Source organism: Streptomyces sp. SDr-06 (genome assembly GCF_003324565.1).
Lineage (GTDB): Bacteria > Actinomycetota > Actinomycetes > Streptomycetales > Streptomycetaceae > Streptomyces.
On record NZ_QOLA01000007.1, the window covers coordinates 263,482 to 289,593 of the forward strand.

Annotated in this window: 31 protein-coding genes; 14 read left to right on the forward strand and 17 right to left on the reverse strand. The window is 70.4% G+C overall.

The annotated features are described in order from the left end of the window. Positions 1–73: 73 nt before the first annotated feature. The 5 genes from DT019_RS17920 to DT019_RS17940 all read left to right on the forward strand — a co-directional run bounded on the left by DT019_RS17920 (position 74) and on the right by DT019_RS17940 (position 6,171). Positions 74–523: an SRPBCC family protein gene (locus DT019_RS17920; RefSeq protein ID WP_114037821.1), complete on the forward strand. Its 450-nt coding sequence runs from the start codon at positions 74–76 to the stop codon at positions 521–523. Between the two features lie 228 nt (positions 524–751). Further along, complete coding sequence (locus DT019_RS17925; protein WP_114037822.1) at positions 752–1,972, forward strand: 4-hydroxybenzoate 3-monooxygenase; 1,221 nt, start codon at positions 752–754, stop codon at positions 1,970–1,972. A 102-nt stretch (positions 1,973–2,074) separates the two neighbouring features. Continuing rightward, positions 2,075–2,860, forward strand: a complete 786-nt coding sequence (locus DT019_RS17930; protein WP_189389693.1) for an AraC family transcriptional regulator — start codon at positions 2,075–2,077, stop codon at positions 2,858–2,860. Between the two features lie 148 nt (positions 2,861–3,008). Continuing rightward, positions 3,009–3,209, forward strand: coding sequence for a DUF6229 family protein (locus tag DT019_RS17935; RefSeq protein WP_114037823.1), 201 nt, complete (start codon positions 3,009–3,011; stop codon positions 3,207–3,209). 136 nt (positions 3,210–3,345) lie between these two features. Next, positions 3,346–6,171 (forward strand): type 2 lanthipeptide synthetase LanM family protein, encoded by a 2,826-nt coding sequence (locus tag DT019_RS17940; protein ID WP_114037824.1) that lies wholly within the window; start codon positions 3,346–3,348, stop codon positions 6,169–6,171. 6 nt (positions 6,172–6,177) lie between these two features. Here DT019_RS17940 and DT019_RS17945 read toward each other — a convergent pair whose 3' ends face one another. Genes DT019_RS17945 through DT019_RS17955 form a run of 3 tightly spaced genes read right to left on the reverse strand, consistent with a single transcriptional unit; the run spans position 6,178 to position 7,069 of the window. Continuing rightward, on the reverse strand, positions 6,178–6,375 hold the full coding sequence (locus DT019_RS17945) for an NUDIX domain-containing protein (RefSeq protein ID WP_114037825.1): 198 nt from the start codon (positions 6,373–6,375) through the stop codon (positions 6,178–6,180). Next, positions 6,372–6,563, reverse strand: a complete 192-nt coding sequence (locus DT019_RS17950) for a hypothetical protein (protein WP_114037826.1) — start codon at positions 6,561–6,563, stop codon at positions 6,372–6,374. The genes DT019_RS17945 and DT019_RS17950 overlap by 4 nt, the downstream gene beginning before the upstream one ends. Further along, complete coding sequence (locus tag DT019_RS17955) at positions 6,560–7,069, reverse strand: hypothetical protein (protein WP_223279640.1); 510 nt, start codon at positions 7,067–7,069, stop codon at positions 6,560–6,562. The genes DT019_RS17950 and DT019_RS17955 overlap by 4 nt, the downstream gene beginning before the upstream one ends. Positions 7,070–7,180: 111 nt before the next feature. Between DT019_RS17955 and DT019_RS17960 the strand changes: the two genes are divergently transcribed. The 3 genes from DT019_RS17960 to DT019_RS17970 all read left to right on the forward strand — a co-directional run bounded on the left by DT019_RS17960 (position 7,181) and on the right by DT019_RS17970 (position 9,581). Further along, positions 7,181–8,047 (forward strand): helix-turn-helix domain-containing protein, encoded by an 867-nt coding sequence (locus tag DT019_RS17960; RefSeq protein ID WP_114037827.1) that lies wholly within the window; start codon positions 7,181–7,183, stop codon positions 8,045–8,047. A gap of 15 nt (positions 8,048–8,062) precedes the next feature. Further along, positions 8,063–8,620 carry a class IV adenylate cyclase gene (gene cyaB, locus DT019_RS17965; protein WP_114037828.1) on the forward strand — a complete coding sequence of 186 codons (558 nt, stop codon included), beginning with the start codon at positions 8,063–8,065 and terminating at the stop codon, positions 8,618–8,620. A 265-nt stretch (positions 8,621–8,885) separates the two neighbouring features. Beyond that, positions 8,886–9,581, forward strand: a complete 696-nt coding sequence (locus DT019_RS17970) for a class I SAM-dependent methyltransferase (protein ID WP_114037829.1) — start codon at positions 8,886–8,888, stop codon at positions 9,579–9,581. Between the two features lie 228 nt (positions 9,582–9,809). Here DT019_RS17970 and DT019_RS17975 read toward each other — a convergent pair whose 3' ends face one another. Beyond that, the gene (locus DT019_RS17975; RefSeq protein WP_114037830.1) at positions 9,810–10,235 is read right to left on the reverse strand and encodes a hypothetical protein; all 426 of its coding nucleotides are present in this window, start codon (positions 10,233–10,235) and stop codon (positions 9,810–9,812) included. 391 nt (positions 10,236–10,626) lie between these two features. Between DT019_RS17975 and DT019_RS17980 the strand changes: the two genes are divergently transcribed. Continuing rightward, on the forward strand, positions 10,627–11,721 hold the full coding sequence (locus tag DT019_RS17980) for a trypsin-like serine peptidase (RefSeq protein WP_114037831.1): 1,095 nt from the start codon (positions 10,627–10,629) through the stop codon (positions 11,719–11,721). A 75-nt stretch (positions 11,722–11,796) separates the two neighbouring features. Here DT019_RS17980 and DT019_RS17985 read toward each other — a convergent pair whose 3' ends face one another. Further along, positions 11,797–12,168, reverse strand: coding sequence for a hypothetical protein (locus tag DT019_RS17985; RefSeq protein ID WP_114037832.1), 372 nt, complete (start codon positions 12,166–12,168; stop codon positions 11,797–11,799). A 233-nt stretch (positions 12,169–12,401) separates the two neighbouring features. Between DT019_RS17985 and DT019_RS39615 the strand changes: the two genes are divergently transcribed. Then, positions 12,402–12,881, forward strand: a complete 480-nt coding sequence (locus DT019_RS39615; protein WP_189389695.1) for a hypothetical protein — start codon at positions 12,402–12,404, stop codon at positions 12,879–12,881. A 194-nt stretch (positions 12,882–13,075) separates the two neighbouring features. Here DT019_RS39615 and DT019_RS17995 read toward each other — a convergent pair whose 3' ends face one another. Continuing rightward, entirely contained in the window at positions 13,076–13,435 is a 360-nt protein-coding gene (locus DT019_RS17995) for an ArsR/SmtB family transcription factor (RefSeq protein ID WP_114037833.1), read from the reverse strand. A 141-nt stretch (positions 13,436–13,576) separates the two neighbouring features. On the opposite strand from DT019_RS17995, the gene DT019_RS18000 reads away from it, so the two are divergent. Further along, positions 13,577–14,890 carry an MFS transporter gene (locus DT019_RS18000; protein WP_114037834.1) on the forward strand — a complete coding sequence of 438 codons (1,314 nt, stop codon included), beginning with the start codon at positions 13,577–13,579 and terminating at the stop codon, positions 14,888–14,890. On the opposite strand, the gene DT019_RS18005 is transcribed toward DT019_RS18000, so the two are convergent. The 5 genes from DT019_RS18005 to DT019_RS40275 all read right to left on the reverse strand — a co-directional run bounded on the left by DT019_RS18005 (position 14,854) and on the right by DT019_RS40275 (position 17,214). After that, positions 14,854–15,249, reverse strand: coding sequence for a DUF2267 domain-containing protein (locus DT019_RS18005; protein WP_114037835.1), 396 nt, complete (start codon positions 15,247–15,249; stop codon positions 14,854–14,856). The two genes, DT019_RS18000 and DT019_RS18005, sit on opposite strands and share 37 nt — an antisense overlap. Positions 15,250–15,346: 97 nt before the next feature. Then, positions 15,347–15,778: an Hsp20/alpha crystallin family protein gene (locus tag DT019_RS18010; RefSeq protein WP_114037836.1), complete on the reverse strand. Its 432-nt coding sequence runs from the start codon at positions 15,776–15,778 to the stop codon at positions 15,347–15,349. A 405-nt stretch (positions 15,779–16,183) separates the two neighbouring features. Then, positions 16,184–16,375: a DUF6381 family protein gene (locus DT019_RS18015; RefSeq protein WP_114037837.1), complete on the reverse strand. Its 192-nt coding sequence runs from the start codon at positions 16,373–16,375 to the stop codon at positions 16,184–16,186. Positions 16,376–16,666: 291 nt separating this feature from the next. Further along, positions 16,667–17,029 (reverse strand): ANTAR domain-containing protein, encoded by a 363-nt coding sequence (locus tag DT019_RS40270; protein WP_223279641.1) that lies wholly within the window; start codon positions 17,027–17,029, stop codon positions 16,667–16,669. Next, complete coding sequence (locus DT019_RS40275) at positions 17,026–17,214, reverse strand: hypothetical protein (protein ID WP_223279642.1); 189 nt, start codon at positions 17,212–17,214, stop codon at positions 17,026–17,028. The genes DT019_RS40270 and DT019_RS40275 overlap by 4 nt, the downstream gene beginning before the upstream one ends. Before the next feature lie 133 nt (positions 17,215–17,347). Between DT019_RS40275 and DT019_RS18025 the strand changes: the two genes are divergently transcribed. After that, complete coding sequence (locus tag DT019_RS18025; RefSeq protein WP_114037839.1) at positions 17,348–17,665, forward strand: helix-turn-helix transcriptional regulator; 318 nt, start codon at positions 17,348–17,350, stop codon at positions 17,663–17,665. Positions 17,666–17,781: 116 nt separating this feature from the next. Here the strand turns inward: DT019_RS18025 and DT019_RS18030 are convergent, their stop codons facing one another. The 6 genes from DT019_RS18030 to DT019_RS18060 form a co-directional block, all read right to left on the reverse strand. Next, entirely contained in the window at positions 17,782–18,669 is an 888-nt protein-coding gene (locus tag DT019_RS18030; protein ID WP_114037840.1) for an alpha/beta fold hydrolase, read from the reverse strand. A gap of 233 nt (positions 18,670–18,902) precedes the next feature. Continuing rightward, positions 18,903–20,093, reverse strand: coding sequence for a cytochrome P450 family protein (locus DT019_RS18035; RefSeq protein WP_114037908.1), 1,191 nt, complete (start codon positions 20,091–20,093; stop codon positions 18,903–18,905). 164 nt (positions 20,094–20,257) lie between these two features. Continuing rightward, a complete protein-coding gene (locus tag DT019_RS18040) occupies positions 20,258–21,187 on the reverse strand; it encodes an alpha/beta fold hydrolase (RefSeq protein WP_114037841.1) in 930 nt (309 codons plus the stop codon). An 89-nt stretch (positions 21,188–21,276) separates the two neighbouring features. Then, on the reverse strand, positions 21,277–22,188 hold the full coding sequence (locus DT019_RS18045) for a sporulation protein (protein WP_147267328.1): 912 nt from the start codon (positions 22,186–22,188) through the stop codon (positions 21,277–21,279). Between the two features lie 149 nt (positions 22,189–22,337). Next, positions 22,338–23,741, reverse strand: coding sequence for a sporulation protein (locus DT019_RS18050; RefSeq protein WP_223279643.1), 1,404 nt, complete (start codon positions 23,739–23,741; stop codon positions 22,338–22,340). Positions 23,742–24,302: 561 nt separating this feature from the next. Continuing rightward, positions 24,303–24,860 (reverse strand): quercetin 2,3-dioxygenase, encoded by a 558-nt coding sequence (locus DT019_RS18060; RefSeq protein WP_114037844.1) that lies wholly within the window; start codon positions 24,858–24,860, stop codon positions 24,303–24,305. Positions 24,861–24,987: 127 nt separating this feature from the next. Between DT019_RS18060 and DT019_RS18065 the strand changes: the two genes are divergently transcribed. Next, positions 24,988–25,470, forward strand: a complete 483-nt coding sequence (locus DT019_RS18065) for a MarR family winged helix-turn-helix transcriptional regulator (protein ID WP_114037845.1) — start codon at positions 24,988–24,990, stop codon at positions 25,468–25,470. A 241-nt stretch (positions 25,471–25,711) separates the two neighbouring features. Then, a complete protein-coding gene (locus tag DT019_RS18070; protein ID WP_114037846.1) occupies positions 25,712–25,927 on the forward strand; it encodes a hypothetical protein in 216 nt (71 codons plus the stop codon). Positions 25,928–26,112: the final 185 nt, after the last annotated feature.

Consider the following 26,112-nt stretch of genomic DNA (forward strand, 5'->3'; position numbering starts at 1 on the left):
ACACCCTCTTGACCGTCGCGGCCCACACCGCATCCACTCACAGAGGTCCTACGAGCCGAAGGAGCCCCTCGCCATGCACAGGTACGACGTCACCGTGACCACCAAGGCCTCGCCCGACACCGTCTGGAAGCTGCTGGTCGACGCCGCGAGCTGGCCGCTGTGGTCCAGGGTGGACAGTCTGGACACGGAGCGGTCGACCGACCTCGACCCCGGCGGTGACGACGGCGTCGGCGCCGTCCGGGCCTTCCGGACGGGGCGCACGGTCACTGGGGAGCGGCTGACCGAGAAGGTCGAGCGCCGTCTCCTGGCCTACGAAGACGCGTTCAATCCGTCGATGCGCAACTATCACGCGCGTGTGGAGCTGGAGCCGACCCCCGGCTCGGGCACGGTCATCCACTGGTACGGCGAGTACGAGACGAGCCTGCTGCTGCGCTGGATCATGCCGCGCTACCTCCAGAAATTCATGCAGGGCATGGCGGAAGGCCTGGCTCGCCATGCCGAGGAGCACACGCCGGATCGGTGAGGCGGGGTAGCACCTGCGGAGGTGGATGGGCTGCCGGGTGAGGGGCCTCGCGCACTGGCTTCCATCTTCCACGGGGTTTGGCGGGTTTCCGGTATCAGGTGTCCCTTCACCGGTTGGGTGCGGGCGCGGCGGGTTCCACAGTGGTGTCAGTACGCGGCATCACGCAGGGACGGCATCGCCGTTCGCCCTGCGGGTGTGACTCGGCCTTCTGCGAGGAGCTCACCACACATGACCACCAACGGTAAGGACACCAGCGTCGTCATCGTCGGAGGAGGCGTCGCCGGGCTGGCGCTCGGCAATTTCCTCCTGCGCAAGGGCGTCGGCTGCGTCGTCCTGGAGAAACACAGCCGCGAACACGTCGAGCAGCGGCAGCGGGCCGGGTCGCTCGACGCCGGCGGGGTGCGCCGCCTGCGTGAGTGGGGCCTGGCCGAAGTCGTCGAAGGCCACGGCCACAGCGACTCCGGCGGGACCGTTCCGCTGCTGATCGAGGGGGAGGAGCGGCGGTGGAAGGTGGGCGTCGCCGACGGCGGGGACGGCGACGACGGGGCGTACTGCCCTCAGCAGGTCCTCGTCCGCAACCTCATCAAGGTGTTCCTGCGCGACGGCGGCGATCTGCGCTTCGGCGCCGAGGACGTCTCGCTGCACGACGTCGACACCGGGAACCCTCTGGTCCGCTACCGGCGCGACGACGGCACGACCAGGACCCTCAGCTGTGACTTCGTCGCCGGCGGCGACGGCTTCCACGGCGTCAGCAGGACAGCTGTCCCCACCGATGTCCTCACCAGCTCGACCCATGCGTTCGGGTACGCCTGGCTCGCCGCCATGACCGCGGCTCCCGTGGACCCGCCCGCCGTGATGGCGGTGCACTCGCGCGGTTTCGCCGCGCAGATCACCCGTGGGCCGAACGCGAGCCGCCTCTACCTGCAGTGCCCGCTCACCGACACGGTCGGTCAGTGGCCGGACGACCGCATCTGGAGCGAACTGGGAGCCCGCTTCGGCGCATACGCGCCGTGCAAGGGGCCGATCACGAGCAAGCAGATCGTGCCACTGCAGGGTGTCGTCTTCAGCCCCATGAGCCATGGAAGGCTCTACCTCCTGGGGGACGCGGCGCACATCATCTCGCCGATGAGCGCACAGGGCATGAGCCTGGCGCTCCACGACGCCGACGTGTTCGCGCGCGCGGTGATCCATTGGGTGGAAGAGCATGATTCCGCCCTGCTCGACAGGTACTCGCGGACGTGCCTGGACCATACCTGGCGAAAGCAGGCCTCGGCGGTCTGGATGACCGAGGCGATGCACGACGCCGGTGACCCTTCCTACGAAGGGGAGTTCCGCAAGCGCATCGCCCTGAAGAACCTGGAGAGCCTGCTGGAACCCCTGGAACCCCTGGAACCCCTGGAACCCCTGGAACCCCTGGAACCCCTGGAAGCAGACAACCCGGCCGCGTGACGCACGAGGCTCAACAGAGCCGCCAGACAAGGAGGTTGGCCGCGTATGTCACCGCTCTCGCTTCCACGGAACACCATCGGCCCGCCGATAGGCTCACCTCCGATGCCGAAACACCGCCGGGCCACCCAGGATTCGTCCGAGGTACGGGACATGCCCCTCAGCGGGGCGGGGTGGCTGCCGCACGGCTACCGGCTCGACCCGCACTCGCACGTCCAGGGCCAGCTGGTGTACGCGGCGGCCGGCACTCTGGCGACCACGACCGAACTCGGGACCTGGGTCGCGCCCGCCAACCGGCTGACATGGACGCCGCCCGGGTTCGCCCACTCCCACCGGTTCTACGGCAGGACCGACGCCCGCGTGCTCGCGGTCCCGGTCGAGCTGTGCGGTGAACTCGCGCAGCGGCCGTGCGTGTTCGCGGTCAGCCCGCTGCTGCGCGAGGCCGTCCTGGTGCTGACCGACCGGCCGGAAACCCGCCCCGGCGCCCATGAGCGGCTGCTCGCGGTGGTGATCGACGAGCTTCGCGACACCCCCGAGCAGCCGCTGCATCTGCCCGAGCCCGGTGACGACAGGCTCCGCGCGGTGACCGACCTGCTGCACGCCGATCCGGGCCGGGCCGCGACGCTGGCCGAGCTGGGGCGCCTGGCGGGAGCGAGCGAACGCACCCTGAGCCGCCTGTTCCACACCGAGCTGGGCATGAGCTTCCACCGCTGGCGCACCACCCTGCGCATCCACCATGCCCTGGCCCACCTCACCCAAGGGCTGTCCGTCACCGACACAGCGATGGAATGCGGCTGGTCCAACCCCTCCAGCTTCATCGACGCGTTCGCCGACGTCGTCGGCCAGACGCCGGGCCGCTACCAGGCCGGACTGCGCGACGAGGCGACGTAGCGCCTCCGGATACGACAGCAGCGGGTAGATGTGGTGTGCATCTGCGTCCGACTGCCTTTGGCTGGATTTGTTCGTCTGACAGGTGTTCGGACATGGCCATACTCGGGGCTGGGCGATCCGTCCCGATTCCTCTGTTCGGAGGTCGTTGATGCCGCAGACCAGTGTTCCTGCAAGCGCCGTGCTCGACGCGTGGCTGTCGGGTGCCGAAAGCGCGTGCGGCCAGCTCAACCCCGCCGGTCCGCTCTACGTCGGCGGCGCCGCCGCCGAGGCAGCGCTCACCGACCCGAGCGACTCCCTCTACGGCTTCTGTTCCAGCCCGAGCGGGTCGCACGGGAGCTGGTGCTGCTGACCGTCGCAAGCACCTGAGGGCCCTTCGTGGCAACGCATGTGCCACGAAGGGCCCGCTGCTTGGCCGACCGCCCGCCTCCAGGGCTCCTCACGTGCGCCGCCAGTGGCGCGAACTCGCGGTGGAACAGGAGTAGTTGATGGTGAGCGCTTCGAAGCCGGGAACGTCCGACGAACCGGCACACTTCGCCCAGCCGGTCCGGGCCATCGCCCGACCGTGGCGCGACGAACTGGCCCGGCGGCTGGCCGCGGTGGGACCGCTCGGGCGAGCGGAGCGGGACGTACTGCTGGAGGCCGGGCACACGGCGCTGCTCCAGTCATTGCACGCGAAGCTGTCCCGCCTGTTCCTGATCGAACTGCACGCACTGCGCCTGGCCGAGGGGGGCGCGGACCCCGCGTCCGGGGCCGGTGCGGCGACCTGGGACGCGTACATCGAGCAGGCCGGCAAGGAGGGCTATCTCGACCGGCTGGCCGACCGCTATCCGAGCGTGGGCCCACGGGTCGCGTCGGCGGCACGGCTCTCGGTGGCGGCCGCCGCGAGCTTCGCGGAGCGGCTGGCCGCGGACCGCGAGCTGCTGGACGCTCTCCTGGGCGCACCCGCGGGCGAGGTACGGGCCGTCGAGTTCGGGGCGGGCGACAGGCACCGGGGCGGGCTGACGGTCAGCCGGGTCGACTTCGCCGGCGGGAGCGTGATGTACAAGCCCCGGCCGTCGGAGGCCGACGTGGCGCTGGGCGCGCTCTTGGACGACCTGTTCGCGGAGCTTCCCGGCGCCCCGGCGCCGGACGAGCGCATCCGGGTGCCCAGGACCCTGGCCCGCGACGGCTACGGCTGGGCCGAGTTCATCCGCCACCGCTACTGCGCGGACGAGCGCGAACTCGCCGTGTTCTACCGCAACATCGGCCACTGGCTGGCCGTGCTCCGCTTCACCGGCGGCACCGACATGCACGCCGAGAACATGATCGCCGCGGGGCCCGTGCCGGTGATCGTGGACGCCGAGACCCTCTTCGACGCCCCGGCGCCGTTCCCGCCCAGCGGCCGGGGCGGGGCGGTGGACGTGGCGGCCGCCGCGATCCGCCGCACCGTGCTCCGCACCGGACTGCTGCCCGTACGCGGCACCAGCTTCGCGCTCGGCGGCGTCGACATCTCCGGAATCGGCGCCCTGCCCGGTCAACAGCCCCTGATCCCGCACCCGGTGATCGCCGACGGCGGCACCGCCGCGGCTCGCTTCGAGGTGGACCTGGTGGCCATGCCGGTGGCGGGGAACCACCCGGCCGCCACGCCGGTCCTGAGCACGTACTGGGACCGGATCCTGGCCGGGTTCCAGGACATGACCGCGCATCTGCGCCGGCCCGGCACCGACCCGTACCGGCTGCTGCGCCGTTTCGAAGGTGTCCGGGCCCGGCGGATCCTGCGGCCGACGCAGGCGTACGTCGACATCGGCCGGATGCTGTGGCACCCGGCCTCGCTGCACGACGAGGCGGCGGCGGTCGAGCGGACCCGGGACATCCTGCGGCGCAACGCCGACGTGCTGCCCGGTGCGCCCACCGACCGCGCGGCCATCGACGGCGAGATCGGTGACCTGCTGGTCGGGGATGTTCCGATGTTCGGCTTCACCGTGGACGCCTCGTCCGTGCGCGCCACGGTCGAGGACTGGCGCACCGCCGATCTGGCCCTGGAGGAGTCGGTGATCCAGGACGCCCTGGTGGGCGCCTACCTCAACGAACGCTCGCTTCCCGAACGGATACAGGCCGCCGCCCGCGACCCCCACGCCCGCGACCGCGAACGCCGCCGACGTGCCCTCGCCGCACAGATGGTGCGGCGGCTGTGCGACGGGGCGGTAGGCGGCGAGGACGGCACGGTCACCTGGATCAGCCCCGTCTTCACCCCCGCCGGATGGTCGATCAGGGTGCTGCCCGCCGACCTCTACACGGGGCAGGGCGGTGTGGCGCTCACGCTGGCCGAGTACGTGTCCGAGGTACGGGCCGGGCGGGCCGATGAAGTGCCGGGCGTGCGCGAGACGTTCGAGGGGGCGCTGCGGGTCCTCATCAGCACGGAGGACCTGACTCCGACGCCGTCGGCCGGGGCGTTCAGCGGCGCCGCCTCGCAGGTGTGGACATGGCTCGCGCTGCACCGGGTGGTGGGTGAGGACTGGCTGCTGAAGCGGGCCGCCGAGCGGGCCCGGCTGCTCACGGCGGGGCCGCTGATCGAGGAAGACGTCGAGGTGGACCTCCTCAACGGCGCGGCCGGGGCAGTCGTCCCGCTGCTCAACCTGGCCGCCGCGACCGGGCAGGACCGCTGGCTGGGAGCCGCCGCGCACATCGGCCGACGGCTGGCCGCGCTTGCCGTGACCGACGCGACGGGCGCCCGGTGGCCGACCCGCCTCAACCCGGAGGGCATCGGCGGTTTCGCCCACGGAGCCACCGGCATCGGCTGGGCACTGACCCGGCTCGCCCTCACGGACGCGGGCACCGCCTCTGAGCGCCGCGACTGGAGGGGGCTGGCCGAGCGTGCCTTCGCCTACCAGGAGTCCCTCTACCGGCCCGACGACGGCAACTGGCTCGACGCCCGCATCGGCGCGGAAGAGGACTACTTCACCAGCTGGTGCCACGGCAGTGCGGGCGTCGGCATCGGCATGCTGGATCTGCACCGCCGCACCGGCGACCCCGCCCACCTCGACATGGTCCACCGGGCCGCCCGCGCCTGCGCGGCGGAGGGCTTCGGATGGAGTCACACCCTGTGCCACGGCGACCTGGGGCTGTGGGAGTTCCTGACGTCCGTCGGGTCCGGCGACCCCACCGCACTCGACGGCGAGATCCTCACCGGCCTCGAACAACGCGGCCCGGTCGGTGGCCTGGCCCGGGAAGCGTTCTCGCCCAGCCTCATGTCAGGCCTGGCAGGCGTCCTCCACACCCTGCTGCGCATGCACCCCGCGGCCCACCTCCCCAACCCCCTCCTCCTCGACTGACTCCGGTCAGACAGCAGAGAGCCCGCCCGCGGCGCGGCAACACACGGAAGAGGCCAGCACCCTGGCGCTGAGCTCGACGAGTCCGCCGGGCAGACCCCATTGGGGATGGCTGCCCGCGGTGTGGACCAAGAGGACGCGGTGGTCCTCATCGGTGATGACGACCCGGGACAGGAGCGGTTGGCCCGGTGCCCGCGGCGTGGTCATGCGGGGGCTCCGGGCATGCGGGTGTGGCAGGAGCAGGCGCACTGGAGCACTTCGACGGCGACTGTGCCCAGCGTCTGCCGTACTTCGAGCGGGCCGGGACAGTGCACGTGCCCCTTGTCCCAGCTGAGTTTGCGGGCCTCGCGGCATTCGGGAGTCACGTAGGCCGTGCTGGTCCGGGTCTGCGTCACGTCTCGTCTCCGTACCTGAGCGCTGCGGTGCCGGTCTCGATCAGCCTCACCAATCGGGCCGGGTCGCACAGGTCGCCGGGGGCCCGCATGGGGACGGCCCAGTAGCTGGCGTGGCTCCCGCCGGGTTCGCAATCGCCGACACGCGGGACACCCACGTAGTGGCCGAGGCCCAGGTGCTTCGCGTACGGGCCCAGATCCGATCCGGGTGAGGAGGGCACCAGGGCGTAGTACCGGTGGCCGTACGGGTCGTGGATGACGGGCCCGTTGAGGGTGCGCAGGAAGGTGGTCGCGGTCGTGCCTTCGGCGGCGGCCACGGCGTACACCAGCTTTTCCGTCAGGCGGACGGCCGAGAAGCGGCGCCCGAGAGCGAGGACCGCGACGTGGCTTTCCTGCCACTCCTGGCGGGCGTTGTGGGGTCTGTTCAGGCTGCCCGCGAGCCAGCTGCCGATCGCCTCCTGCTCGGCCTCGGCCAGGAGTTCGGTAGAAGGGGTGTCAGGGCTGTTCATGGTTGCCTCCGTCATCGCTGCTTCGGAGGCCAAGGATCTTTGCGGGACAGGAGGTGGCGCGATACCCGAGCGGTAATCTCACCGTGGGATGGATTGGTATCCCATCCGCGGATGGAGGACAGGACCGTGTCGAGGCTGCGCGCGGTGGTCGAACTTCCCGGCTGGGCCTGGGAGACGGCCGAGCTGCGCCAGGCGCTGCGTCGCCGTGATATGGGCGCCGTCTTCCGATGCGTGCAGCAGTACTCCGGCGCCAGTCAGGCGAAGATCGGCACGGCCGTCGACATGGCGCAAGGCCGTGTCAACGAGATCATCAACGGCCGCCGTGAGGTATCCCGGCTCGATGTGTACGAACGGATCGCCGACGGTCTCGATATGCCCGACGACGCACGCCACCTCCTCGGTCTCGCCGCCAGTCGAGAGAAGCGGTCCGGCGGGGCGGCGTTCGACCTTGCCGTGTTCCCGGAGGTCGTACGCGTCTACTCCTCGCAGGCGTCGGCCCGCGACGAGATCCAGCAACAGGCCCGCGCCGCGAAGGAACTGGACGTGCTCGCCGTGCGGGGCCTGGGTCTGCTCGGCCTGAACGACTCGCTTCTCCGCGCCTGCCTGCCGCGCGAACACGGCGGCCACGGTTTACGCGTCCGCCTGCTACTCCTCGACCCCGAATCGCCCGCGCTCGCGCACCGGGCAGCCGAGATCGGCGAGTCGGCCGAGTCCCTGGCACGCGGGGTGCGCTTGGCCGAGGCGCGGCTGCGTGAACTCGCCGACACGTGCGACGTACAGGTCTACCGATACGGGGCGCTCCCCACCTGGCGAGTCATTCGGACGGACTCCACCATGTTCGTGGGTGCCTTTGACGTGGGCTGGGAGGGGCACGAGTCGGCGTGCTACAAGGTGATGGAGACGCCGCACGGCCCGCTGTACCGAGGCTTCCGGCGGATGGTTGAGGCGATCGTCGACGGAGCCGAACGCACGGTGTAGGAAAGGGGATCGCTGGTGATCGAGGCAGAGCTGAAAGCACGCGTCCACACCCCCGAGGCAGTGCTCAAACGGCTGGATGAGCGGGCCACTGGACGAGCCGAGGTGTATCAGGACACGTACTACGACGATACCGCGGGCGGCCTGGACGCCAGGGACGAAGAGCTGCGAGTGCGTACCGTCCACGGTGCGGAGGAGTCGCGCACACTGCTGACGTTCAAGGGGGCCAGAGCCGACGCGGCGTCCGGATCCAAGCCGGAGCACGAAACCCGGGTCAGTGACGCGGGGGCCGTACACGCGATGCTCCGCGGGCTCGGCTACGTGCCGGTCATCGCGTTCGAGAAGCGGTGCCGCAATTACGACTTCGAGGCCTATGGCCGCCGGATGCTCGCCACGCTCGTTCGCGTTCCTGAGCTCGACGGCACGTTCCTCGAGGTGGAGACCATCGTGGACGAGGCTGACATGCACGCGGCCTTGGAAGATGTCCGAACCGTCCTCGCGGATCTGGGGATCGACGGCGATGACCTCACGACGGAGTTGTACACGGACGCGGTGCGTACGCGACGCGGCAGGTGACGTCGAACAGGGCGAGTGCGCTCCGAGGTAGCAGGTGCGGGACGGTGGGTGCAGGCGAAGGTACTCCCATGCCACAGACGTGAATTGACGGCGCGCCCGCCCACCGCGGCACCGCCCTGAGCGCGGTGTTTCGTCGCAGCAGGGCCCCGTGTTCCTCAAGGAGGAGCAGGCGGCAGGGCCTACGGCCGACTCCCGCCGCAGTCCGCGTCGCAAAACCGGGGGAGCGGCGTGGTCACGCGGATGCGGCTCTTGCGAGAATGCCTCGATGACAGCCGAGACCGCTTATCACGGCGAAATGGGCAGGCAGTTCGCACTTCAGGCCACGACCAGCGTCTACAACGCCCACACCGATCGCCCGGCGATGCTCAAGCTCGCTGGTGACGTCAGTGGCTCGCGGGTTCTGGATCTCGGATGCGGGGCCGGACACTACGCGGCCGAACTCCTGCGGATGGGGGCGGGACGGGTGGTCGGCGTCGAGGGGAGCGAATCCTTGCTGCGAGCCGCCCGGGAGCGGCTCGGCGACCGCGCGGTCCTGCACCGGCACGACCTGGAGGAGCCGCTATCCTTCCTGTCGGACCAGTCCTTCGACCTGGCCCTGATGGCCCTCGTCTATCACCACATCGACCAACGGGCCCAACTCCTGGCCGAGTTGCGTCGCGTGCTGCGGCCGGGCGGGACCCTGCTCGTCTCCACCACTCACCCGACCAGTGACTGGACCTATTTCGGGGGCTCCTACTTCGCCGCCGAGCGGGTGCGGCTTCCCTTCGGCGGTGAATTCGCTCTCAGTTACTGGCGGATGACGCTGGAGCAGTTCCTGGGGGAGCTGCTCGGCGCGGGATTCGTGCTGGAAGAACTGACGGAGCCGCGCGCCACCCCTCAGGCCGAGCCCATCGATCTACGCCGGTACGAGAAGACCCACCAGCAGCCCCACTTCCTGGCCGTCAAGCTCCGTAGCCCGTGACGGAATCGGCCCCGGAGTTCGGGCGGCCCCAGCGCAGCGAGGGGCTCTCGGCGGGGGGCGGAACGGCTCAGGGGCCCGCTGTGGCGAGGCCCCTGAGACTGTGCGCCTACGAGGCTGAACGGGCGGCCGGTCCCCGGAGCACGGACCGCTGGGGCTCGGGCCCGCACACCCGACCGTCACGTCAGGCCAGGACCAGCCGACCTCAACTCCCGTATGGTGAAACCTGGTTCAGCGGACGCTGACGGTGGCGAGGCCGGAGGTGCGTTCGCGGACGGGGTGGCGGTCGGTCGGACCGGTCAGCCCGTAGACCACCGCGCGGTATTCCACGATGCCGTGATGGGCGGCCTTGATGTGCGCGACGTCCTGGGCGTCGGTGCCGGCGGTGACCACGTGACCGCAGGAGATCTGCTGCCAGCCCTTCTGGCCGCCGCGGGCCTCCAGGCATATCCGGAGATAGGGCGCCGCGTCGTCGTTGCCACGGCCCGTGACCTTGTAGGTCTCTCCCACGTGGGCCGTACGCTGCGCGGAGATGTCGACGCTCCCCTTGGCGAACGCCGGCGCCGCGGCCAGCGTCACCGCGGCCAGCCCCAGCGCGCCGATGACGGCCGCCCGGCGACCCTGTGTTTTCGTGACGGTCCTCTTCGTCCTGGTCATGGACTTTCCTTCCCGTGGACCACCGCGCTCACGCGGTGGTCCTCCGCTTGGCGAACACACCCAACGCGGTTCGCTGATCAGGCAGATGGGCCACCCAGCCTCGCCCGTTGCACCCCCTCGGAAGCCGTTACCGTTCCCCGACAAATGGAGGTGCGTTCGGGCACCGCCGCCGTGTACGCCCGGTCCACCACGAGGTGTGCCGGGCAGCCGCGCGTTCCCCATGTGTGGGGGGCGGTGGAGCGGCACGGAGCCACGCCCGCTGTGATCGGCTGCTGCTGCGGCCACCGGTGGGCCCCCTGCTGGGCCGGGTCCACCATGGAGAGAGGAGGACGGCGCAGGCGCCGAGAGCCTCCGCGTCCGCGCGCCTCCGGCCGACGAGGAGGCACACGTCATGAACGATCGCTACACCCGGCAGGACCCACCGCTCACCCTGGATGAGCTGGCCCGGCGTGCGGACATCCCCGCCACCGAGAACCTCTCCGGAGAAGCAAGGGCGGGCCTGACGTCCGCCCGCGTAACCGTGACGGTCCCCGAGTGGCAGTCTCTGCAGCAGGAAGGCGGCCCCACCCTCGTCCTGCCCGAAGGTTCCTTCCACGGCCGCACGGTGAACGAGACCCGGCTGCACGAGCCCGGCTCATTGGCGCCGCCGGACGCGCCACCCCGGCCCCACCGGCCTCTGTGGCAACCACAACTGCACTATCCCCGCTTGACCGGGGTACCCGAGACCCGGCTGCGCCGGATCAACGGCCGCACCGTCATCGTCCCGACCGACAGCGGCCACGTGTACGGCGAGTACACGGCGAGGCAGACGTACTACCCCTCCGGGTACCCCTGGGCATGCATCGGACGGCTGTTCGTCTGGAGCGACGCGAGTCAGGCGAACTGGGACTCCTACGGTACGGCCGCTCTCGTGGGCAACCGCACAGTGCTGACAGCCGCCCACATGGTGCCATGGGGTGCGTCCAACTGGGCGGCGCAGTTCGTCGCGGGTTACTACGACGGAGGCTCCGTGGCCGGCAGCGGCGGCCAGTCCTGGGTCACGGACGCTCACGGGTATGCGGGCCACGATGTGAGCGCCCACGACATGGCTGTCATGCGCCCCGCCGATCCCCTCGGCAGTTGGCTCGGCTCGCTCGGTACCAAGGCATACGAAGACGGCTGGCAAGGCGGCAACTACTGGACGCTGGTGGGCTACCCGAGCGCCGTCATCTCCGAACGTCCCAGCTTCCAGGCCGCCATCCACGTCATCGACGACGACGAGGACGGCGACGCGCAGGAACTGGAGCACCACGGCGACGACACCGGCGGTGACTCGGGAGGCCCCTTCTTCGGGACCTGGGGCGACGGACCGTACGCGATCGGCACGGTCAGCGGCTACGAGGAGATCTCAGGACCGCTCGGCATCGGCAGCGAGGACAACAACATCGTGGCCGGTGGCCCGGACCTCAACGCGATCGTCAAGTACGGTCGCGACACCTGGCCGTAGTCCCGCGTCCCCACGCCATCGAGGGCGCCCATGCGCCTCGGCTGTTTCGTGCTGCGCATGGCGACGCCCAGCCGCTCATGCTGTCGGCGGCAGCCTGGGTTCAAGGAAGCGCGCGACTGCGGAGTCGAGGTAGCGGCCGAACTCCGCCGGGGTGGCGATGGAGGGGCAGTCGGCGATGACCTCGTTGTCCTTCAGCGCGTTGAGATCTGCCCAGCCACCCCGGTACAGGACGATCTGTAGCTCGGCCCACCCATCGGCGCCCTTGACATGTATGCCGACCGAATCCGGATCGGCGACGAGTGCCCGGTCCGTCTCCAGGCGCTGGGGCCACGGGGCGTGTCCGTCCCGCCAGGTGACCGGGAGGGGGGTGAGGCCTGCCGCGCTCCAGGCCGGAAGACGTGCGGTGATCTCGGCGGCGGCCGAATCGAGTTCGATGACGTGATCCATGACCTCATCATCCTCACCGGCGCGGCGAGGCCGCCACGGCCTGCGCTTCCAGCATGCCTGCCGGGAATCCGGGTGTCCGCGATGGCTGGACCGATTCGCCTGCTCTCGGCCGGAGCGACATTGGCCTGATGCTTCCTGACCCGGCCTCTGGGCCGGCTGCCATGCTCGCCGTATCCAGGCAGGCGCCCTCGCACTGCCGGAGCTGCGCCCTGATCCGATGACGGGAGTTCAGCATGTTACGTAAACGGTCCATCGCGGCGTTGGCCGGAGCCTGTGCCGCATTCGCCCTGACGGGCACTGCTACCAGCTCTGCATCCACACCCACCGGCACGGGTGCTCAAGTCGCGACGATCTCCACGGCCGTCCCGCCTGCGGCCGACGGCCCCGTGGTCAGCACGGCGCTGCGGCCCGGAACCGACTCCGGGCGGTCCGGGACGCGTATCGAGGCGGGAGGTTGCTGGTACGCGTCGAGCCACTGGTGGTGCAACAACGCTTCCGGCGCCGGTGTCTACATCAACAACAATGGACAGGCCCAGTACGTGGGCACCATGTACAGCAACCCGTCCTGGTTCACCTGCCGTTCGGACGACGGCGGGTATGTCGGCGGTCCGCACCCCTACCGGTGGGAGTGGACCCAGGCGGACAACGGTGCCTGGGGCTGGATGAAGGACACCGACATCTCCAGCGAGACAGACCCTCTGCCGGTCTGCTGAAGGGCGAGCCCCCGAGAAACGGCGGCCCGGAGGCCTGGCGGTCCTGCCTACCGGATACCTGACCGGGACTGTCGTAGGGGCGGCCGTGGTGGTGGGACCGTCGGCGGGGGAGGGGCTCATCCCCGCGAGGGCGGCGCGGCGCATGGGGGACCGCTCGCCATGGCGCGGGCGCGTGCCGTCCCGTGGCGGACCGATCAGTCGTGGGTGGCCTGCCCGCTCACGCGGTGGTCGGCGTGACTGAGCGCTTCGAGGACCAGGCGGCGCAGATGGCCGTCGGTCAGTCGGTAGACGATGTGGCGCCCCTCGCGGCGGGTCTCCACCAGCCCGGCGAGCCGCAGCTTCGCCAGATGCTGGCTGACCGCGGTGCGCGACGCCTCGCACCGCTCGGCGAGCGAGCTCACATCTGATTCCCCCTGCGCGAGCAGCCACAGCAGATGCAGCCGGGTGGCGTCTGAAAGCAGCGCGAAGACGCCGGTCGCCTCGGCCAGCCGCGCACTGTCAGGGGCACGCAGATGCGCGCCGGGTGCAGGTAGGACGGAGTCGCGCTCAGGCATGGGGACAGCCTAGGCCCCACCCCTGCGGCGGCCGCGCGGTGACTGGCGAGGGAACTTCTCTGTTCATGTGCGCAGCTGCGCACATGTGCCTATAGTGAGTGCGTCCAAGCCCTGTCCGCCTCTGGCCGAGGGACCCGCCGGATGCTCTCCGTTCTGCGCAACCGCACCTACCGACATCTGTTCGTCGCCCAGGTCGTCTCCCTGATCGGGACGGGACTGGCCACCGTCGCGCTCGGGCTGCTCGCGTACGACATCGCGGGCGCCGGTGCCGGGGCGGTGCTCGGCACCGCGCTGGCGATCAAGATGGCGGCCTACGTTCTGATCGCTCCCGCGATCAGCGCCGTGGCCGACCGCCTCCCGCGCCGGGCGCTCATGGTCGGCGCCGACCTCACCCGGGCCGCCGTCACGCTCTTCCTGCCGTTCGTGAGCCAGGTGTGGCAGGTGTACGTCCTGGTGTTTCTGCTCCAGTCCGCCTCGGCCGCCTTCACCCCGTCCTTCCAGGCCGTCATCCCCGACGTCCTGCCCCAGGAGCGGGACTACACGCAAGCACTGTCGATGTCCCGGCTTGCCTACGACCTGGAGAGCCTGTTCAGCCCGGCTCTCGCCGCAGCCCTGCTCACCGTCGTCACGTACAACTGGCTGTTCACCGGGACCGTGCTCGGCTTCCTCGCCTCGGCCGCCCTGGTCGTCTCGGCCGTTCTGCCCGGCCCTGCGCCCGCCGCGCCCCGTACGGGCAGCGCGTATGCGAGGGCGACGGCCGGCACCCGGCTCTTCTTCGACAGCCCGCGCCTGCGGGCCCTGCTGGTCCTCAACGTCGCCGTGGCCGCGGCCGGCGCGATGGTCACCGTCAACAGCGTCGTCTACGTACGCGACCACCTCGGCCGCACCGCCGCGCAAGTCCCCTTCGCGCTCGGCGCGTACGGAGCGGGCTCCATGCTCGTCGCCCTGCTGGTGCCCCGGCTGCTGGACAGGGCTTCGGACCGGGCCGTGATGCTGCGCGGCGCTCTGCTGCTCACGACCGTGTTCGCCGGACTCGTCCTGATCACACCCGCGTGCAGCGGAAGCTGGCGCTGGCCGACGCTTCTGATCATGTGGGCCGCGTTCGGCGCCGGTTGCTCGATGGTGCTCACCCCCGCCGGCCGTCTCATCCGCCACTCCACCACGCCCGAGCAGCGCACTGCTGCCTTTGCCGCCCAGTTCTCCCTCTCCCACAGCTGCTGGCTGCTCACGTACCCCCTGGCCGGGTGGCTCGGGGCCGAAGCCGGACTCCAGGCAGCCGTCATCGCTCTCGGTGTGCTCGCTCTCGCGGCGGGTGGTACGGCCGTACGCCTCTGGCCCGCCGATGACCCCGACGGGCTCCCGCACGCTCGCACCAGGACTGCCCCGGTCCGCCCGCTCACGGGGGTGCGGGCGGGCGGTCAGATGGGCTGGGGGCGGCCGAACAACAGGTCGTAGCCGACAGGCAGTTGAAGCAGGATCTGCTGCATGAGGTGGTCGCCTGCCGCGTCGGCCACGGTGCTCAGGACCGCGCTGACGTCCCAGGCCGCAGTGGCTTCGGTCGCGCCCTCGATCCAGGCAGCCGTGGCTCGCACGAACCGCTCGGGCGGGAGCGGTTCCGCGCTTTGCAGGGGGTTGAGGAGGATCAGGGCGAACGCTTCCGGCAGACGCGCGGCCAGTTCCGCCCGCACACCGCCGACCAAGTGGGCGCCGAGCAGGGCGAGAACGACACGGGCCGCGCGTTCTGCTTCGTGGACACTGCCGTACTCGCCGCGTTCCCGCACGTGATCGAGGAACGCTTCCCATCGCAGGGTCATCTCAGCCACCGCCTCCCGTGGTGTGGGGCGCAGGACGGGGGAGAGGGGGAGATCGGAGCCCGTCCCGCGCCGCCACCGGCCTGCCCGCGCCGCTGGTTCAGCCGGAGATCTCCTTGCGGGAGGACGTCCCGCTGACGGAGACCTTGCGGGGCTTGGCGCGCTCGGCGATCGGGATGCGCAGGGTCAGCACCCCGGCGTCGTAGTCCGCCTTGATGCGCTCGGTGTCCAGGGTGTCGGCGAGGACGAGCTGGCGGGAGAAGACGCCGAGCGGCCGCTCGGAGAGTTCCATCTGCACGTCGTCGCCCTTCGCCACGGGCCTGCGCTCGGCCTTGACGGTCAGCATGTTCCGCTCGACGTCGATGTCGATCGACTCCGCGCTGACGCCGGGAAGGTCGAAGGCCACCACGTACTCGTCGCCCTCGCGGTAGGCGTCCATCGCCATCGCGGACGGTCGCGACCACGTGCCGCTCCCGGTCAGCTGCTGGGCGAGGCGGTCGAGTTCACGGAACGGGTCGGTGCGCATCAACATCACGAAACACCTCCAGAAGGTTCGGGCAGTACCTGCCAATGCGCTTCACGACACCGTTGTAGCACGTCATCCAATGGATGACAAACACCTTGTCATCGGATGGATGACCTGGGCCAATGGGCGGCCTGGTTGCTCCATGGATCAGCCACCTGCGGCTCCACCACCTGGAGTCGATGGAGCGGGGCGGAGCTGGGGCGTGCGGGATCTGCGAGTACTCGTACGTGGCGGCGGCCGGCCGGCTGCGTCACATCCGCTGGGTCTGGCGAACCGACGAGCACATCGGGGTCGGTGCCGGTCGGCATGTGCGCCGTGGTCCGCCAGGGATGGTGGCAGGCGGGTCGGCGGTGCGCCGCAGCTCGGCGGCGATGCCGCCGAGCTGCTCTGTCGGTCCTTCGTGGAGCGGCGTCAGGCCGGTTCAGGATGCGCGGTGTCCGTGCTGCGGTCCTGGCCGCACTGCTCCTGCAGGCGGTGGATCTTCGCCTCGAGACGACGCCGTAGCTCGGGGTCGAGCGTGCGGTCCGCGGCATGGCGGAGTTCGCTGACCTGGGCGCGCATCTGCTGCAGGCGGCGCACCCCGAGTTCACTTGTGCTGCTCATGAGTCCTCCATGGTCGCGGAGAGCGGGGCGCATTCAGGAAATCAGCGGCACCGGGGGCGCGCACGTCGGGCGCTCACCGTCGGTAAGCGGTTCCCGCCCGTCCTGTCCCGCCCCGCGAACGGCTTCCGCCCCGCCCGCAAGGGTTGTCGAGCAACGCGGGGCGGGTCGGTGCCGGGCCCGGCACCGAGCGCCGAGGGGGCCAATTGGTGGAGCTCTCCCAGCCCGCTGACCGGCCAGGCGCACCTGCCTGCCGATGGCACTGGGTGCTTCTCCGGATCGGGGCGGCCGCTGTTACTCGGTGGCGGTCTGGCGGATGTCCGGACGAGTGGGCGGCGTGCTGAGTTTGTCGGGCGGGGTGGAGGGTTCGGTGCGGAACGCGCCGAGGGCTGAGGCCAGTTGCTGCTGGAGCGGCCGGGGGAGGGGGTCGCCGTTGATGGAGTCGAGCACCTTCTCGGCCACGTGCCGCAGTTTGCTGTTGGAGTGCTGGGACACCGTGACGAGTACGTTCCAGGCGTCCTGGCTGCTGAGCTGGAAGGAGGCCATCAGTGCGCCGCGGGCGAGGTCGATGACGGGCCGGGTCTCCAAGGCCCGGCGCAGCTGCTCGACTTCGCGGTGCAATGCGTCGGTGTCCTCGGCGGGCCTGGGCTCATTCACGCCGGTCGCCCCACGGATCGGGCTCGCCACCCGCCGGGGCAGACCTGGGTGGGGGTGAGCAGAGGCCGCGTACGGGTCATCGCGAGCAGTCTCGCCACCTCCCGGCCCGCGCCCCGGATGCTGACCGTTCTGCCCTGCGGCAGCGCACGGTGGCGCAGGCGCGGCAGGGCGTTGAGCTCTTTCACGGAAGGCTCCCCGAGGGCTCCACCTGGTTGCGGACCCTCCCAATGTCCTCCGGCGCATCCTCATACGTCAAGCCTTACAGGAAACCTGCTTCATCCTTTTGATTGCGTGAATCAAAGTGCCTATGGTGGACGGATGGCGGGAGTACCTGAGGCGCACAGTGGCTGGACCTTTCTCACCAACCATGCCCGTGTGTTGGCGACCATCGCGGAGGACAGCACGGTGCGCATACGCGACATCGCGGCGCACTGCCGACTGACGGAACGGTCCGTGCAGAACATCATCTCCGACCTGGAGCACGGCGGTTACCTCACGCATACCCGCGAAGGCCGCTCCAACATCTACCGCGTGGCTCCCGACAACCCCCTGCGCCATCCGGCCGACAAGGCCACCGTCGCCGACCTGCTCTCCGTGCTCGCCCAGCACGACAGCAGGCGCCCCGACGGCTCGTAGGCCTCCGGGCGGACTCGTCGGGGCCGACTCCGGCCGCCCGAACAGGCAGCAGGACACGGCCCGTTCGGGCGTCGAAGGTGCGTGCCGGCCGTACTCGGGCCCCTCGGCCGACGCCATCAATCCGTTCCGCCGGCGCGTGGCCGCTCGGCGCCCGCCACCCCCTGTCCGAGCGTGAGCATCGCCTCGGTGACCTCGCCCACCGCCGTATCGGGGATCGCGGTGGCGGCTTCCTTGAGGACGAGGAGGGCCGCTCCGGGGATCGCGCGCGCGATGGCCTCGCCGTTGCCCAGCGGGAAGAACGGGTCGCGGAGGCCGTGGACGACGAGCGTGGGGATGTCGATCTCGGCCAGGCGCTCGCGCCAGCGCGGTGTGCAGTCGAGCCTGGAGAACACCAGGCCGATCTGGTTGGCCATATGGACGGCGGGCGCGGTGCCGGGCGTACGGTCCCAGATGCGTGCGGCGACGGCGCGCGCGGCGGCGGGGTCGTTGCCGAGAACGTCCGCGCCGGCCGCGGCGAACTCCGCGACCGCCTCGCGATCGGCCCAATCGGGCATGGGATGCGCGAACAGGCGGCCCATCGTCGCCTGGTCGTGATCGGGAAGGTCATCGTCGGTCGGGCCAGGGGCGACCGGTCGGGTGCCGACCAGGGTGAGGGCCGAGAACGCGCCTGGATGGTCGAGCACGGCCACCTGGGCGACCATCCCGCCGACGCCGATCCCCGCCAGGTGCGCGGGCCCGCCGCCGAGCGCGTCCACCAGGGCCGCCGCGTCGGCGGCGAGGTCGTGCAGGGTGTAGGCGGGCGCCTCCGGATACGTAGTTGTCGACTCCCCGCTGTCGCGCAGGTCGTAGCGCACCACACGGCGCCCGCCGGCGGCGAGGCCCCGGCACAGCGCGTCGGGCCAGGAGAGCATCGTCGTCCCGCCCACGAGCAGGACGAGCGGCGCGTCCTCGTGACCGAACGACTCGATGCCCAAGTCGATCCCGTTGGCGTTGACGGTGGTCATCGGAGCACCCCAACACGTCGGGGGCACGGCACGGCGGGGTCGTTGTCGACAGGCGCTCCCGCGATCTGGGCTTGGATCCGGGTGTCCGCGCCGCCGGGGAAGGGCGAGTCGCCCGTGATGTTTCGGGTCATGCCAGGGGAGACCCGATCCGCCGTCAAAACTCATCGCTCGGCGCATCAAGCATGCGGCGGAGGCGACCCCGCGCCGCTGTCGTCCCATCGCCTGCCCGAGCCTCATCCGGCCGCGTGCGCCACGACGGGGAGGGCCGTCAGACCGCGGAGAAGCCGAGTGCGTCGCCGGGCGAGTTGGTCGGGTGGTACGGCGAGGCGGATTGCGGGAAAGCGGGTCAGAATCGCTCGCAGGGCGATTTCGGCTTCGGCCTTGGCCAACGGGGCGCCGACGCAACGGTGGATGCCGTGGCCGAAGCTGAGGTGGGCCGCGGCGTCCCGGTTCCATGCGAGGTGGTCGGGGGAGGGGAAGCGCTCGGGGTCGCGGTTGGCCGCTCCCAGGGCCACGAGCACCGGGGCGCCCTCCGGGATCTCGGTGCCGCCCAGGGTGAAGGTCTCCGTGGCGAATCGGAAGGTCGCCGTGCTCACGGGGGAATCGAACCGCAGCAGTTCATCCAGGGCAGCGGGGACGTCGTCCACGTTGCGGCGCAGGTGATCCAGCTCGTCGGGGTGGCGGAGCAGTGCCACCATCGCGTTGCCGATGAAATTGGTCGTGGTTTCGTGGCCGGCGACCAGCAGGAGTACCGCGAGGGAGAGCAGTTCGTCCTCGCTGAGACGGTCGTCGCCGTCGCGGGCCGAGATGAGGCGGTCGAGCAGGGAGCCGCCCGGCCGTGCGAGCTTGGCTTCGATCAGGCCGGTCATGTGCTCGGCCAGGGCGTGCGAGGCCGCGTCGATGAGGTCCGGGTCTCCTGCGGCGAACAGTTCACCGGACCAGCGCTGGACGGCCGGGCGTTCGTCCTGCGGTACGCCGAGCAGCTCGCAGATCACGATGACGGGCAGCGGGACCGCGAGGGTGGCGACGAGGTCGACCTGCTCCCCCTCGGGCCATCGGTCCAGCAGCTCGTCGGTGACGCGGGCGATGAAGGGGCGCATCCTCGCGACGGCCCCGGTGGTGAAGGCTTTCGTCACCAGCTTGCGCAACCGGGTGTGCTGGGGAGGGTCACTGGCCAGCATGGTGTGGGCGACCGCCGGGTGCAGGCGGCGCAGGGACTCCCGGTCGGCGAAGAAGGCGGCCGTGTCCTTGGAGAGCCGGGCCTCGCCGAGGGCCTCGCGTGCTTCCGCGTAGCCGGTGACCAGGTAGCTGGGCGGCTGCCCGGCGCCTATCGACAGGGGATGCACGGGGCACCCGGATCGCAGAGCGGCGAGCGTGGGGTAGGGGTCCTGGAGGAAGGACGGGTGCTGGGTTGGATCGGTCATGGTCTCAGGCTCCGACGTGTTCTGGCTGGTCCGCGTCAGCGACACACCCGGCATCCCCTGGGTGCGTCTCTTGCTCGGCGGCACCAGCGTCCTTGCCCGCCAAGGCCGTTGGGCGGTGTCGAGCGGCGGCGGGGTACCCCGTACGGTTCGACGCCTCGTAGTCGTCACGGGCGGGATGACAGCAGGTTTTGACGGCTCGTGCCGCCTGAAGGCTGGGCTGGGGTGCGGTATGTCCGCTGCCAGAAGCGGATCAGGGCTTGGGCGGTGGCGGCGGGGTTGTCCACGTTGGGCGAGTGTGAGCTGCCGGAGATCACGGCGTGGTGGGCGCGGAGGCGCGTGGCCATGTCGAGCTGCCAAGGGACGGGCCACGCGTAGTCCTCCTGGCCGCAGACGACCAGCAGGGGCAGGGACAGGTGAGCGAGCTCGTTCACCCGGTCCGGCTCCGCGATGAGTTGACGTCCCGCCGCCATCAGTTGATCTGGGTCGGTGTTGAGCCAGCGCTGACGCAGGAAATCCGCGACGTCGTCGGTGGGGGGTTCCCTCGTCTCGAGTTTCTGCATCTCCTGCCACAGCTGCTCCTTTTCGAGAACCGGTAGCAGCTGGAGGAGGAGTTCGATCCGTTTGCGTTGTGCGGGCTGAACCGCGGCGGGGCCGGAACTCATCAGGGTGAGCGAGGCCCATGGGCAGGGGAGTGCGGTGTCCAGTACGGCCGCGCGCGCGATGTGTCCGCCCATGGAGTGTCCCAGGAGGTGCAGGGGAACCGGAGTGGTGACGTGGGAGATCGCCTCCCCCAACGCCGCTACATCGGCGGCCAGTTCGGACTGTTCATAGGCTTTCCGGCTCCGCGCCCCCGGACTCTCGTGCTGACCGCGTCCGTCGACGGCGATGGCACGCATGCCCGCCGCGGCCAGCGGTGCCAGCAGAGGCAGGAAGTCTTCCTTGCTGCCGATGAAGCCGGGCAGCATGAGCACGGTGCCCCTGTGGGGCACGTCGTCGGGTGGGGTGCAGTCCAGCGCGGCGAAGGAACCTCGGCTGGTTTCCATGCTGTGGGCGCGGGTGCCCGACGGCAGTGCGAGGCTCGGGGGTCGGCTCATGGCGAGAGACTAGGGGACGTCGACGGCTCGGCAGCAACTCGCTTTGTCGGCATCGGCTTGTGCTGGGCGTTTTAGTGCCGAGACCCCCCTCAGACCGTCAGGCCGAGGCCCTCGCGTGCGCGGGTGAGGAAGGCGCGGGCGGGGCGCGCGTCGGAGTGGGGCCGAAGGGCGAGGAGCAGAGCGCGTACGTAGCCGCGTGCGCGGTTCGAGTCGACGAGCCGGAGAATGTCGATCGCGCGATGTCCCGCCGCCAGGCTCGCGTCCAGGTTGCCGTTCTGCAGATGGGCGGTGGCGACGACGGCTTGCCGCATCCCCACCGAACGGGTGAACGTGTCCGGGGCCATGGCGGTGGCCTGCTGGTTCCACGCGAGGCACGCCCGGGGGTTGCGGAGATCGCGGTACACCTCGGCCGCGTCGGATGCCAGACGCGGGCGGGTGAGGAAATCGATCCACTCCGGAGCCTCGTCCTGTCGTGATGCGCGTTCAAGGAGGCGTTCGGAGGCGGCGAGTGCGGTGGAGGCGGAGCGGGGGTCGGCGGCCCGTGCGTGGGCGCGGGCCTCGACGAGTCGGGTGAAGGCGAGGACGCGGGCGTTCACGCGGCTTCCGCCCGCCTCGACAGAGCCCTGGGTCATGTCGAGGGCGGTGGAGGGGCAATCGCGGAGGGTGGCCAGTAAGGCCATCGTCGCGAGTATGTAGCAGCTGAGGTCGGCGTCGTCCGCCTGACGGGACCAGTTCAACGCGCGGTCGAAGTGGTAGAAGGCGGTTCCGTGCCGGCCGACGTCGAGGGCGGCCCAGCCCGCGAGCCGCGCCAACTCGGCACTGAGGGAGCACAGTTCGGCCTCGCTCTGCGACGTGAGGGGTCGGTTGAACAGCGGCAGTGCCCAGGCGTCGAGCAGCTGGACAGCGAGCCTCGCTTGTGCGCTTCCGCCCCCGTGGCGAGAGTCGCCGTGACGGATGGCCTCCGCGGCCCGCCGCAGGGCCGCCACTTCGCCGCGACCCACCCGACGTGCTGAACCTGAGGTCGCGTCAGGCGCGTTGCCCAGAGCTGAAGCGACCACGGAGCCGCCGGCTCCCGAAAGCAGTGTGCGACGATCCATGATGCCGGTCTCCTGTCGGATCGCTGGTCATCGTCTCCGCACGTCGGGCCAGGTCAGGCGAGCGCCAACGACCTGCCCAGTTCCCGTACTTCGTCGATGTAGGTCATCACTTGCTTCTCCTGCTGCCAGGGTTTGAGCGATGCGGTGAAGATCTTGAGGTAGTCGACTCCGCGTACGCTCCGCAGTCGCGAGAACAGCCGCAGGGACTCCTTGCCCAGCCGCAGGCCGTGGTCGAGTTCGCCGGACTGCGCGTGGGCGGTCGCGAGTACGGACAGGCGGATTCCGCGCGACCGCGCATAGGCGTCACCGGGCATTTCCCCCAGGGCGTGCCAGGTGAACGTTGCCCGGGGAAGCTTCAGATCACGGAAGATCTCGGCTGCGTCGGTAATGATCCGTTGCCGGGTGAAGAAGTCGATCCACGGACGCTCCCCATTGCCTTCCGTCATGCCGCGGTCCTGGAGGCGTTCGGCCAGGGACAGGCACTCCGACGCCGTCCGGCCGTTTCCCTCCCTCGCGTGGGCCCGCGCCTCGATCAGTTTGGCGAATCCCAACACCCGAGGATCCGCGGACGGAACACGCTCGTACGCGCCCTGAGCCATGTCGATCGCCTCGGAGGTGAACCCCCGCATCAATGCCTGCATGGCCATGGTGGTGAGGATGTACGAGCCCAGGTGCACATTGCCGCCGGCCTTGGCCAGGCGCAGGGCCTGGATGTAGTGACGCTGTGCCGTCTGGTGCTTTCCGGCGTCGAATGCCGTCCACCCGGCGAGCCTTGCCATCTCGCTGGTGACGGAGAACAGTTCACGTCCGTCGCGTTCGGTGAAGCGGCCACTGAGCAGGGGTGTGACCCGCTCGTAGAGGTAGGTGGTGAGCGACTGGGACTTCCAGGCTGCTCCTCCGAACCGGGAGTCCCACAGGCGGGCCGCGTCGGCTGCCGCGTGCAACTCCTCGATGTGCGACCGCCCGATCGTGAGGCGACCCGAGGAGGCGGTCAGTGGTTCGGTCGGACTGACCAGCCACCGCGTCACCGGCTCGGAGAACGCCGAGGCGACGAAAGGCGAGGAGGTGAGAAAGTCCCGGCGGTTCAAGGTGCTCCAATACGACGTGGCTTCGGTGAGCGCGTCCTGCTGGTCTCTGGGGAAGCGGAGGCCTGAATCCTGGTCGAGCCGTCCCGACCATTCCATGCCGATTTCTTCCAGGCTGACCGGCCTGCCCAAGGATTCGGAGAGCACGGCGCATATGTGTCGGGGCACGGGCCAGCGTGGGCGTACGCCTCGGCGGCACCAGTTCGCCACGGAGGTGTGCGTGTAGTCGCTGACAAGTCCCTGCGAAAGGCAGATCTGATTCAGCCGGTGTGCGAGCCGTTTGTGACTTATCCCTGATGTGATGATCAGGCTCTCCAGCCGGGTGTTCCGCTGACGCTTGGGTGCCTTCGCCGTTGTCGTCACGCCCGCCACGTCCGCCACCGTCCTTGGTCGGCTGTGTCTGAACGCCAGGATAGCCAGCGGGAGTTGGCGTGAGCGGCCTCCGCGATATATGAGCCCCCCTGCGAGCCCTGCCCAGGCGCCGGACGCCTCTGGTCCCCTGAAGGAACATCGCGGTGCGAAGCGCTGGTCAGGGCAGGTGGGGCACCGTGCGGGGTCGCGGAAAGGGGATGCTCGAATGTCAGGAATGAACGGTGTGCGCGGCCGTGTCGCGGGAACCAGGACGGGGCATTCCGCATGTTCCCGGGGCCGGTGGGCTCGTGTGGTCCGGCGAGTCGTCGCGCTGTTGTGCACCTACGTCCCGTTGGTGCAGCAGTTGCCGTTCCTGCCCCAGCTGCCGGCCGATGTCCTGGCCCTCCTCGGAGTGGTGCTCATGCTCCTTGCGGGCGGCAGGTGCCGCGTGCCGGGTGGGAGTGAGGAGACGGCTCCTCCGGCACGCGGGCCCCGAAGCCCGATCCGGTAGCGCGGGCCTCCCCACGCGCCCGGGGATTCACCGATGCGTCGGTGGCTGAGGGGCCGTGGTGAGGGCGGCCGTTACTGGGTTCGCCACTGGTGGTCGGGCAGGAATCGCACGTCGTACTGGCCCGGGACGCTCGCGAAGGCCTCCGGGGTGGGGACCGCGGGCCGGTGCGGCAGGCCGTGCTGATCGGTCGGCCGACCGAGGTTCTCGAAGAACCGCTCGAAGGTGCCGCCGGGTCCTGCGGCCACGCCGACGACCTGGCTGTGATGGCGCTCCATGCGGTAGGCGTGGGTGCAGTTCTTGGGCACGAAGCCGAAGTCGCCGGGCGTCAGCAGCTTCTCCTGCTGGTGGCCCTCGGTGTCCTCGACGAACAGCCGGACCGCGCCCTGGGTCACGTAGAAGACCTCGTGCGTGTCGGGGTGGAGGTGGGCCGGGATGAGGTCCCCCTTGGGGCCTTCGACGGTGAAGAAGTTGAAGGTGTTCTCCGTCTGCTCTCCGCCGGCGTAGATGGTGATCAGGTCGCCGAACAGATGGGCGCGGTCGCCCTCACCCTTCTCGATGAAGTACGGCGTGCCCGGCTCGGGGGGAATGCGCGAGGTGCGGCGGTGGCGGGTGGCGTACTCGATGGTCACGGAAGCTCCTCGATCGACTGCCAGCATGAATGTCAGGTAGCCTGACATTAAGGAGCGGCCGCGGGCAACCCGGCGAGGCAGCCACTCCGACCGTCGCGGTGCGGCCGGTCGAGATCGAGGGGATCAGATGCACAACACCCGTCAGAGCCTTCCCCGGCTCTTCGCCGATGCCCGGCGCTGGTTCGAGGAAGGGCTGGCCGCGGCCATGGAAGCGGCGGGTGCCCAGCCGGTTTCTCCGGCCCAGACCCACCTCTTCGCCGTGCTGGACGAGGACGGCGCCACGGTGTCCGAGCTGGCCCGCCGCATGGGCGTCACCCGGCAGACCGCCCACCAGGCCGTACACGCGCTGGCCGCCGCCGGCCTCCTCACGCAGGTCCCGGACCCCAGCTCCGCGCGGCGGCGGCTGATCCTGCGTACCGCGGAGGGCGAGCGGGCCCACCGGCAGGCCACCGCCATCCTCGAACGGCTCGAAGAGGAGCTGGCCCGGCGGCTCGGCAGGCACAACGTCGACGCACTGCGCACCGCACTCGAAGCCCCGTGGGCAGAACCGTCCCTCTCGGCAGACGTGACCGGCGCAACCGCCTCCGAGGACGACGGAACCGCCCACTGACCCGGACCGGCCCGGGGTGCGCGGCGGATCGCGGCGCCACGACGATGTCGAACTCGTGCGGAAACCCGCTGCGCGGACGGCCCCGGACCTCGCCCGGTCCGGTGCTCATCGGCCTTCCGGTTCCTGCGAGGTGGTGAGTACGGCCCGCCATCCGGGTGGAGTCTGGCCTTCGCGTATCTGGGCGCCGCCCCAGGAGGGGATCTTCTGGCGTCTGCATGTTCATCGTGAGGGAAGGAATTCCATGCGTATTGGTACCGCTCTGGCCGCCACCGCTCTGGCCGCCACCGCCCTGCTGGGTGCTTCCGGCACCGCCTTCGCGCACGACCACGACGACGACCACGGGTTCTCCAGCAGCGGGCTGGTCGGCAACTTCAGCATGGTCGGCGGCTCGGACGGCGTGGTGGACGCCAACGTGGACGGCTTCCACAAGGAGGGCATGTTCGGCGACTTCCACTGACGGCTGCGCGTCAGCCCGGGTACGGCCCCGTTGTCGCGGCGTTCACGCGGGGACGGGGCCATACCCCTGCCACCGCTCCATCGCGGGGGCGCCGTGTCAGCCCCGGCGGATACGGCGCGGCGGCCCGCCACGGCCTGCTCGGCCGTGGATGGCGCACGGAAGCGGGCGGAAGGCGGCCGCGGCCA

Bases quoted from the DNA above. Each gene is read 5' to 3' on its own strand.
- DT019_RS17920 (WP_114037821.1), top strand. From the start codon at position 74: ATGCACAGGTACGACGTCACCGTGACCACCAAGGCCTCGCCCGACACC.
- DT019_RS17925 (WP_114037822.1), top strand. From the start codon at position 752: ATGACCACCAACGGTAAGGACACCAGCGTCGTCATCGTCGGAGGAGGC.
- DT019_RS17930 (WP_189389693.1), top strand. From the start codon at position 2,075: ATGCCGAAACACCGCCGGGCCACCCAGGATTCGTCCGAGGTACGGGAC.
- DT019_RS17935 (WP_114037823.1), top strand. From the start codon at position 3,009: ATGCCGCAGACCAGTGTTCCTGCAAGCGCCGTGCTCGACGCGTGGCTG.
- DT019_RS17940 (WP_114037824.1), top strand. From the start codon at position 3,346: ATGGTGAGCGCTTCGAAGCCGGGAACGTCCGACGAACCGGCACACTTC.
- DT019_RS17945 (WP_114037825.1), bottom strand. From the start codon at position 6,375: ATGACCACGCCGCGGGCACCGGGCCAACCGCTCCTGTCCCGGGTCGTC.
- DT019_RS17955 (WP_223279640.1), bottom strand. From the start codon at position 7,069: ATGAACAGCCCTGACACCCCTTCTACCGAACTCCTGGCCGAGGCCGAG.
- DT019_RS17960 (WP_114037827.1), top strand. From the start codon at position 7,181: ATGGAGGACAGGACCGTGTCGAGGCTGCGCGCGGTGGTCGAACTTCCC.
- DT019_RS17970 (WP_114037829.1), top strand. From the start codon at position 8,886: ATGACAGCCGAGACCGCTTATCACGGCGAAATGGGCAGGCAGTTCGCA.
- DT019_RS17975 (WP_114037830.1), bottom strand. From the start codon at position 10,235: ATGACCAGGACGAAGAGGACCGTCACGAAAACACAGGGTCGCCGGGCG.
- DT019_RS17980 (WP_114037831.1), top strand. From the start codon at position 10,627: ATGAACGATCGCTACACCCGGCAGGACCCACCGCTCACCCTGGATGAG.
- DT019_RS17985 (WP_114037832.1), bottom strand. From the start codon at position 12,168: ATGGATCACGTCATCGAACTCGATTCGGCCGCCGCCGAGATCACCGCA.
- DT019_RS39615 (WP_189389695.1), top strand. From the start codon at position 12,402: ATGTTACGTAAACGGTCCATCGCGGCGTTGGCCGGAGCCTGTGCCGCA.
- DT019_RS17995 (WP_114037833.1), bottom strand. From the start codon at position 13,435: ATGCCTGAGCGCGACTCCGTCCTACCTGCACCCGGCGCGCATCTGCGT.
- DT019_RS18000 (WP_114037834.1), top strand. From the start codon at position 13,577: ATGCTCTCCGTTCTGCGCAACCGCACCTACCGACATCTGTTCGTCGCC.
- DT019_RS18005 (WP_114037835.1), bottom strand. From the start codon at position 15,249: ATGACCCTGCGATGGGAAGCGTTCCTCGATCACGTGCGGGAACGCGGC.
- DT019_RS18010 (WP_114037836.1), bottom strand. From the start codon at position 15,778: ATGTTGATGCGCACCGACCCGTTCCGTGAACTCGACCGCCTCGCCCAG.
- DT019_RS18015 (WP_114037837.1), bottom strand. From the start codon at position 16,375: ATGAGCAGCACAAGTGAACTCGGGGTGCGCCGCCTGCAGCAGATGCGC.
- DT019_RS18025 (WP_114037839.1), top strand. From the start codon at position 17,348: ATGGCGGGAGTACCTGAGGCGCACAGTGGCTGGACCTTTCTCACCAAC.
- DT019_RS18030 (WP_114037840.1), bottom strand. From the start codon at position 18,669: ATGACCACCGTCAACGCCAACGGGATCGACTTGGGCATCGAGTCGTTC.
- DT019_RS18035 (WP_114037908.1), bottom strand. From the start codon at position 20,093: ATGACCGATCCAACCCAGCACCCGTCCTTCCTCCAGGACCCCTACCCC.
- DT019_RS18040 (WP_114037841.1), bottom strand. From the start codon at position 21,187: ATGAGCCGACCCCCGAGCCTCGCACTGCCGTCGGGCACCCGCGCCCAC.
- DT019_RS18065 (WP_114037845.1), top strand. From the start codon at position 24,988: ATGCACAACACCCGTCAGAGCCTTCCCCGGCTCTTCGCCGATGCCCGG.
- DT019_RS18070 (WP_114037846.1), top strand. From the start codon at position 25,712: ATGCGTATTGGTACCGCTCTGGCCGCCACCGCTCTGGCCGCCACCGCC.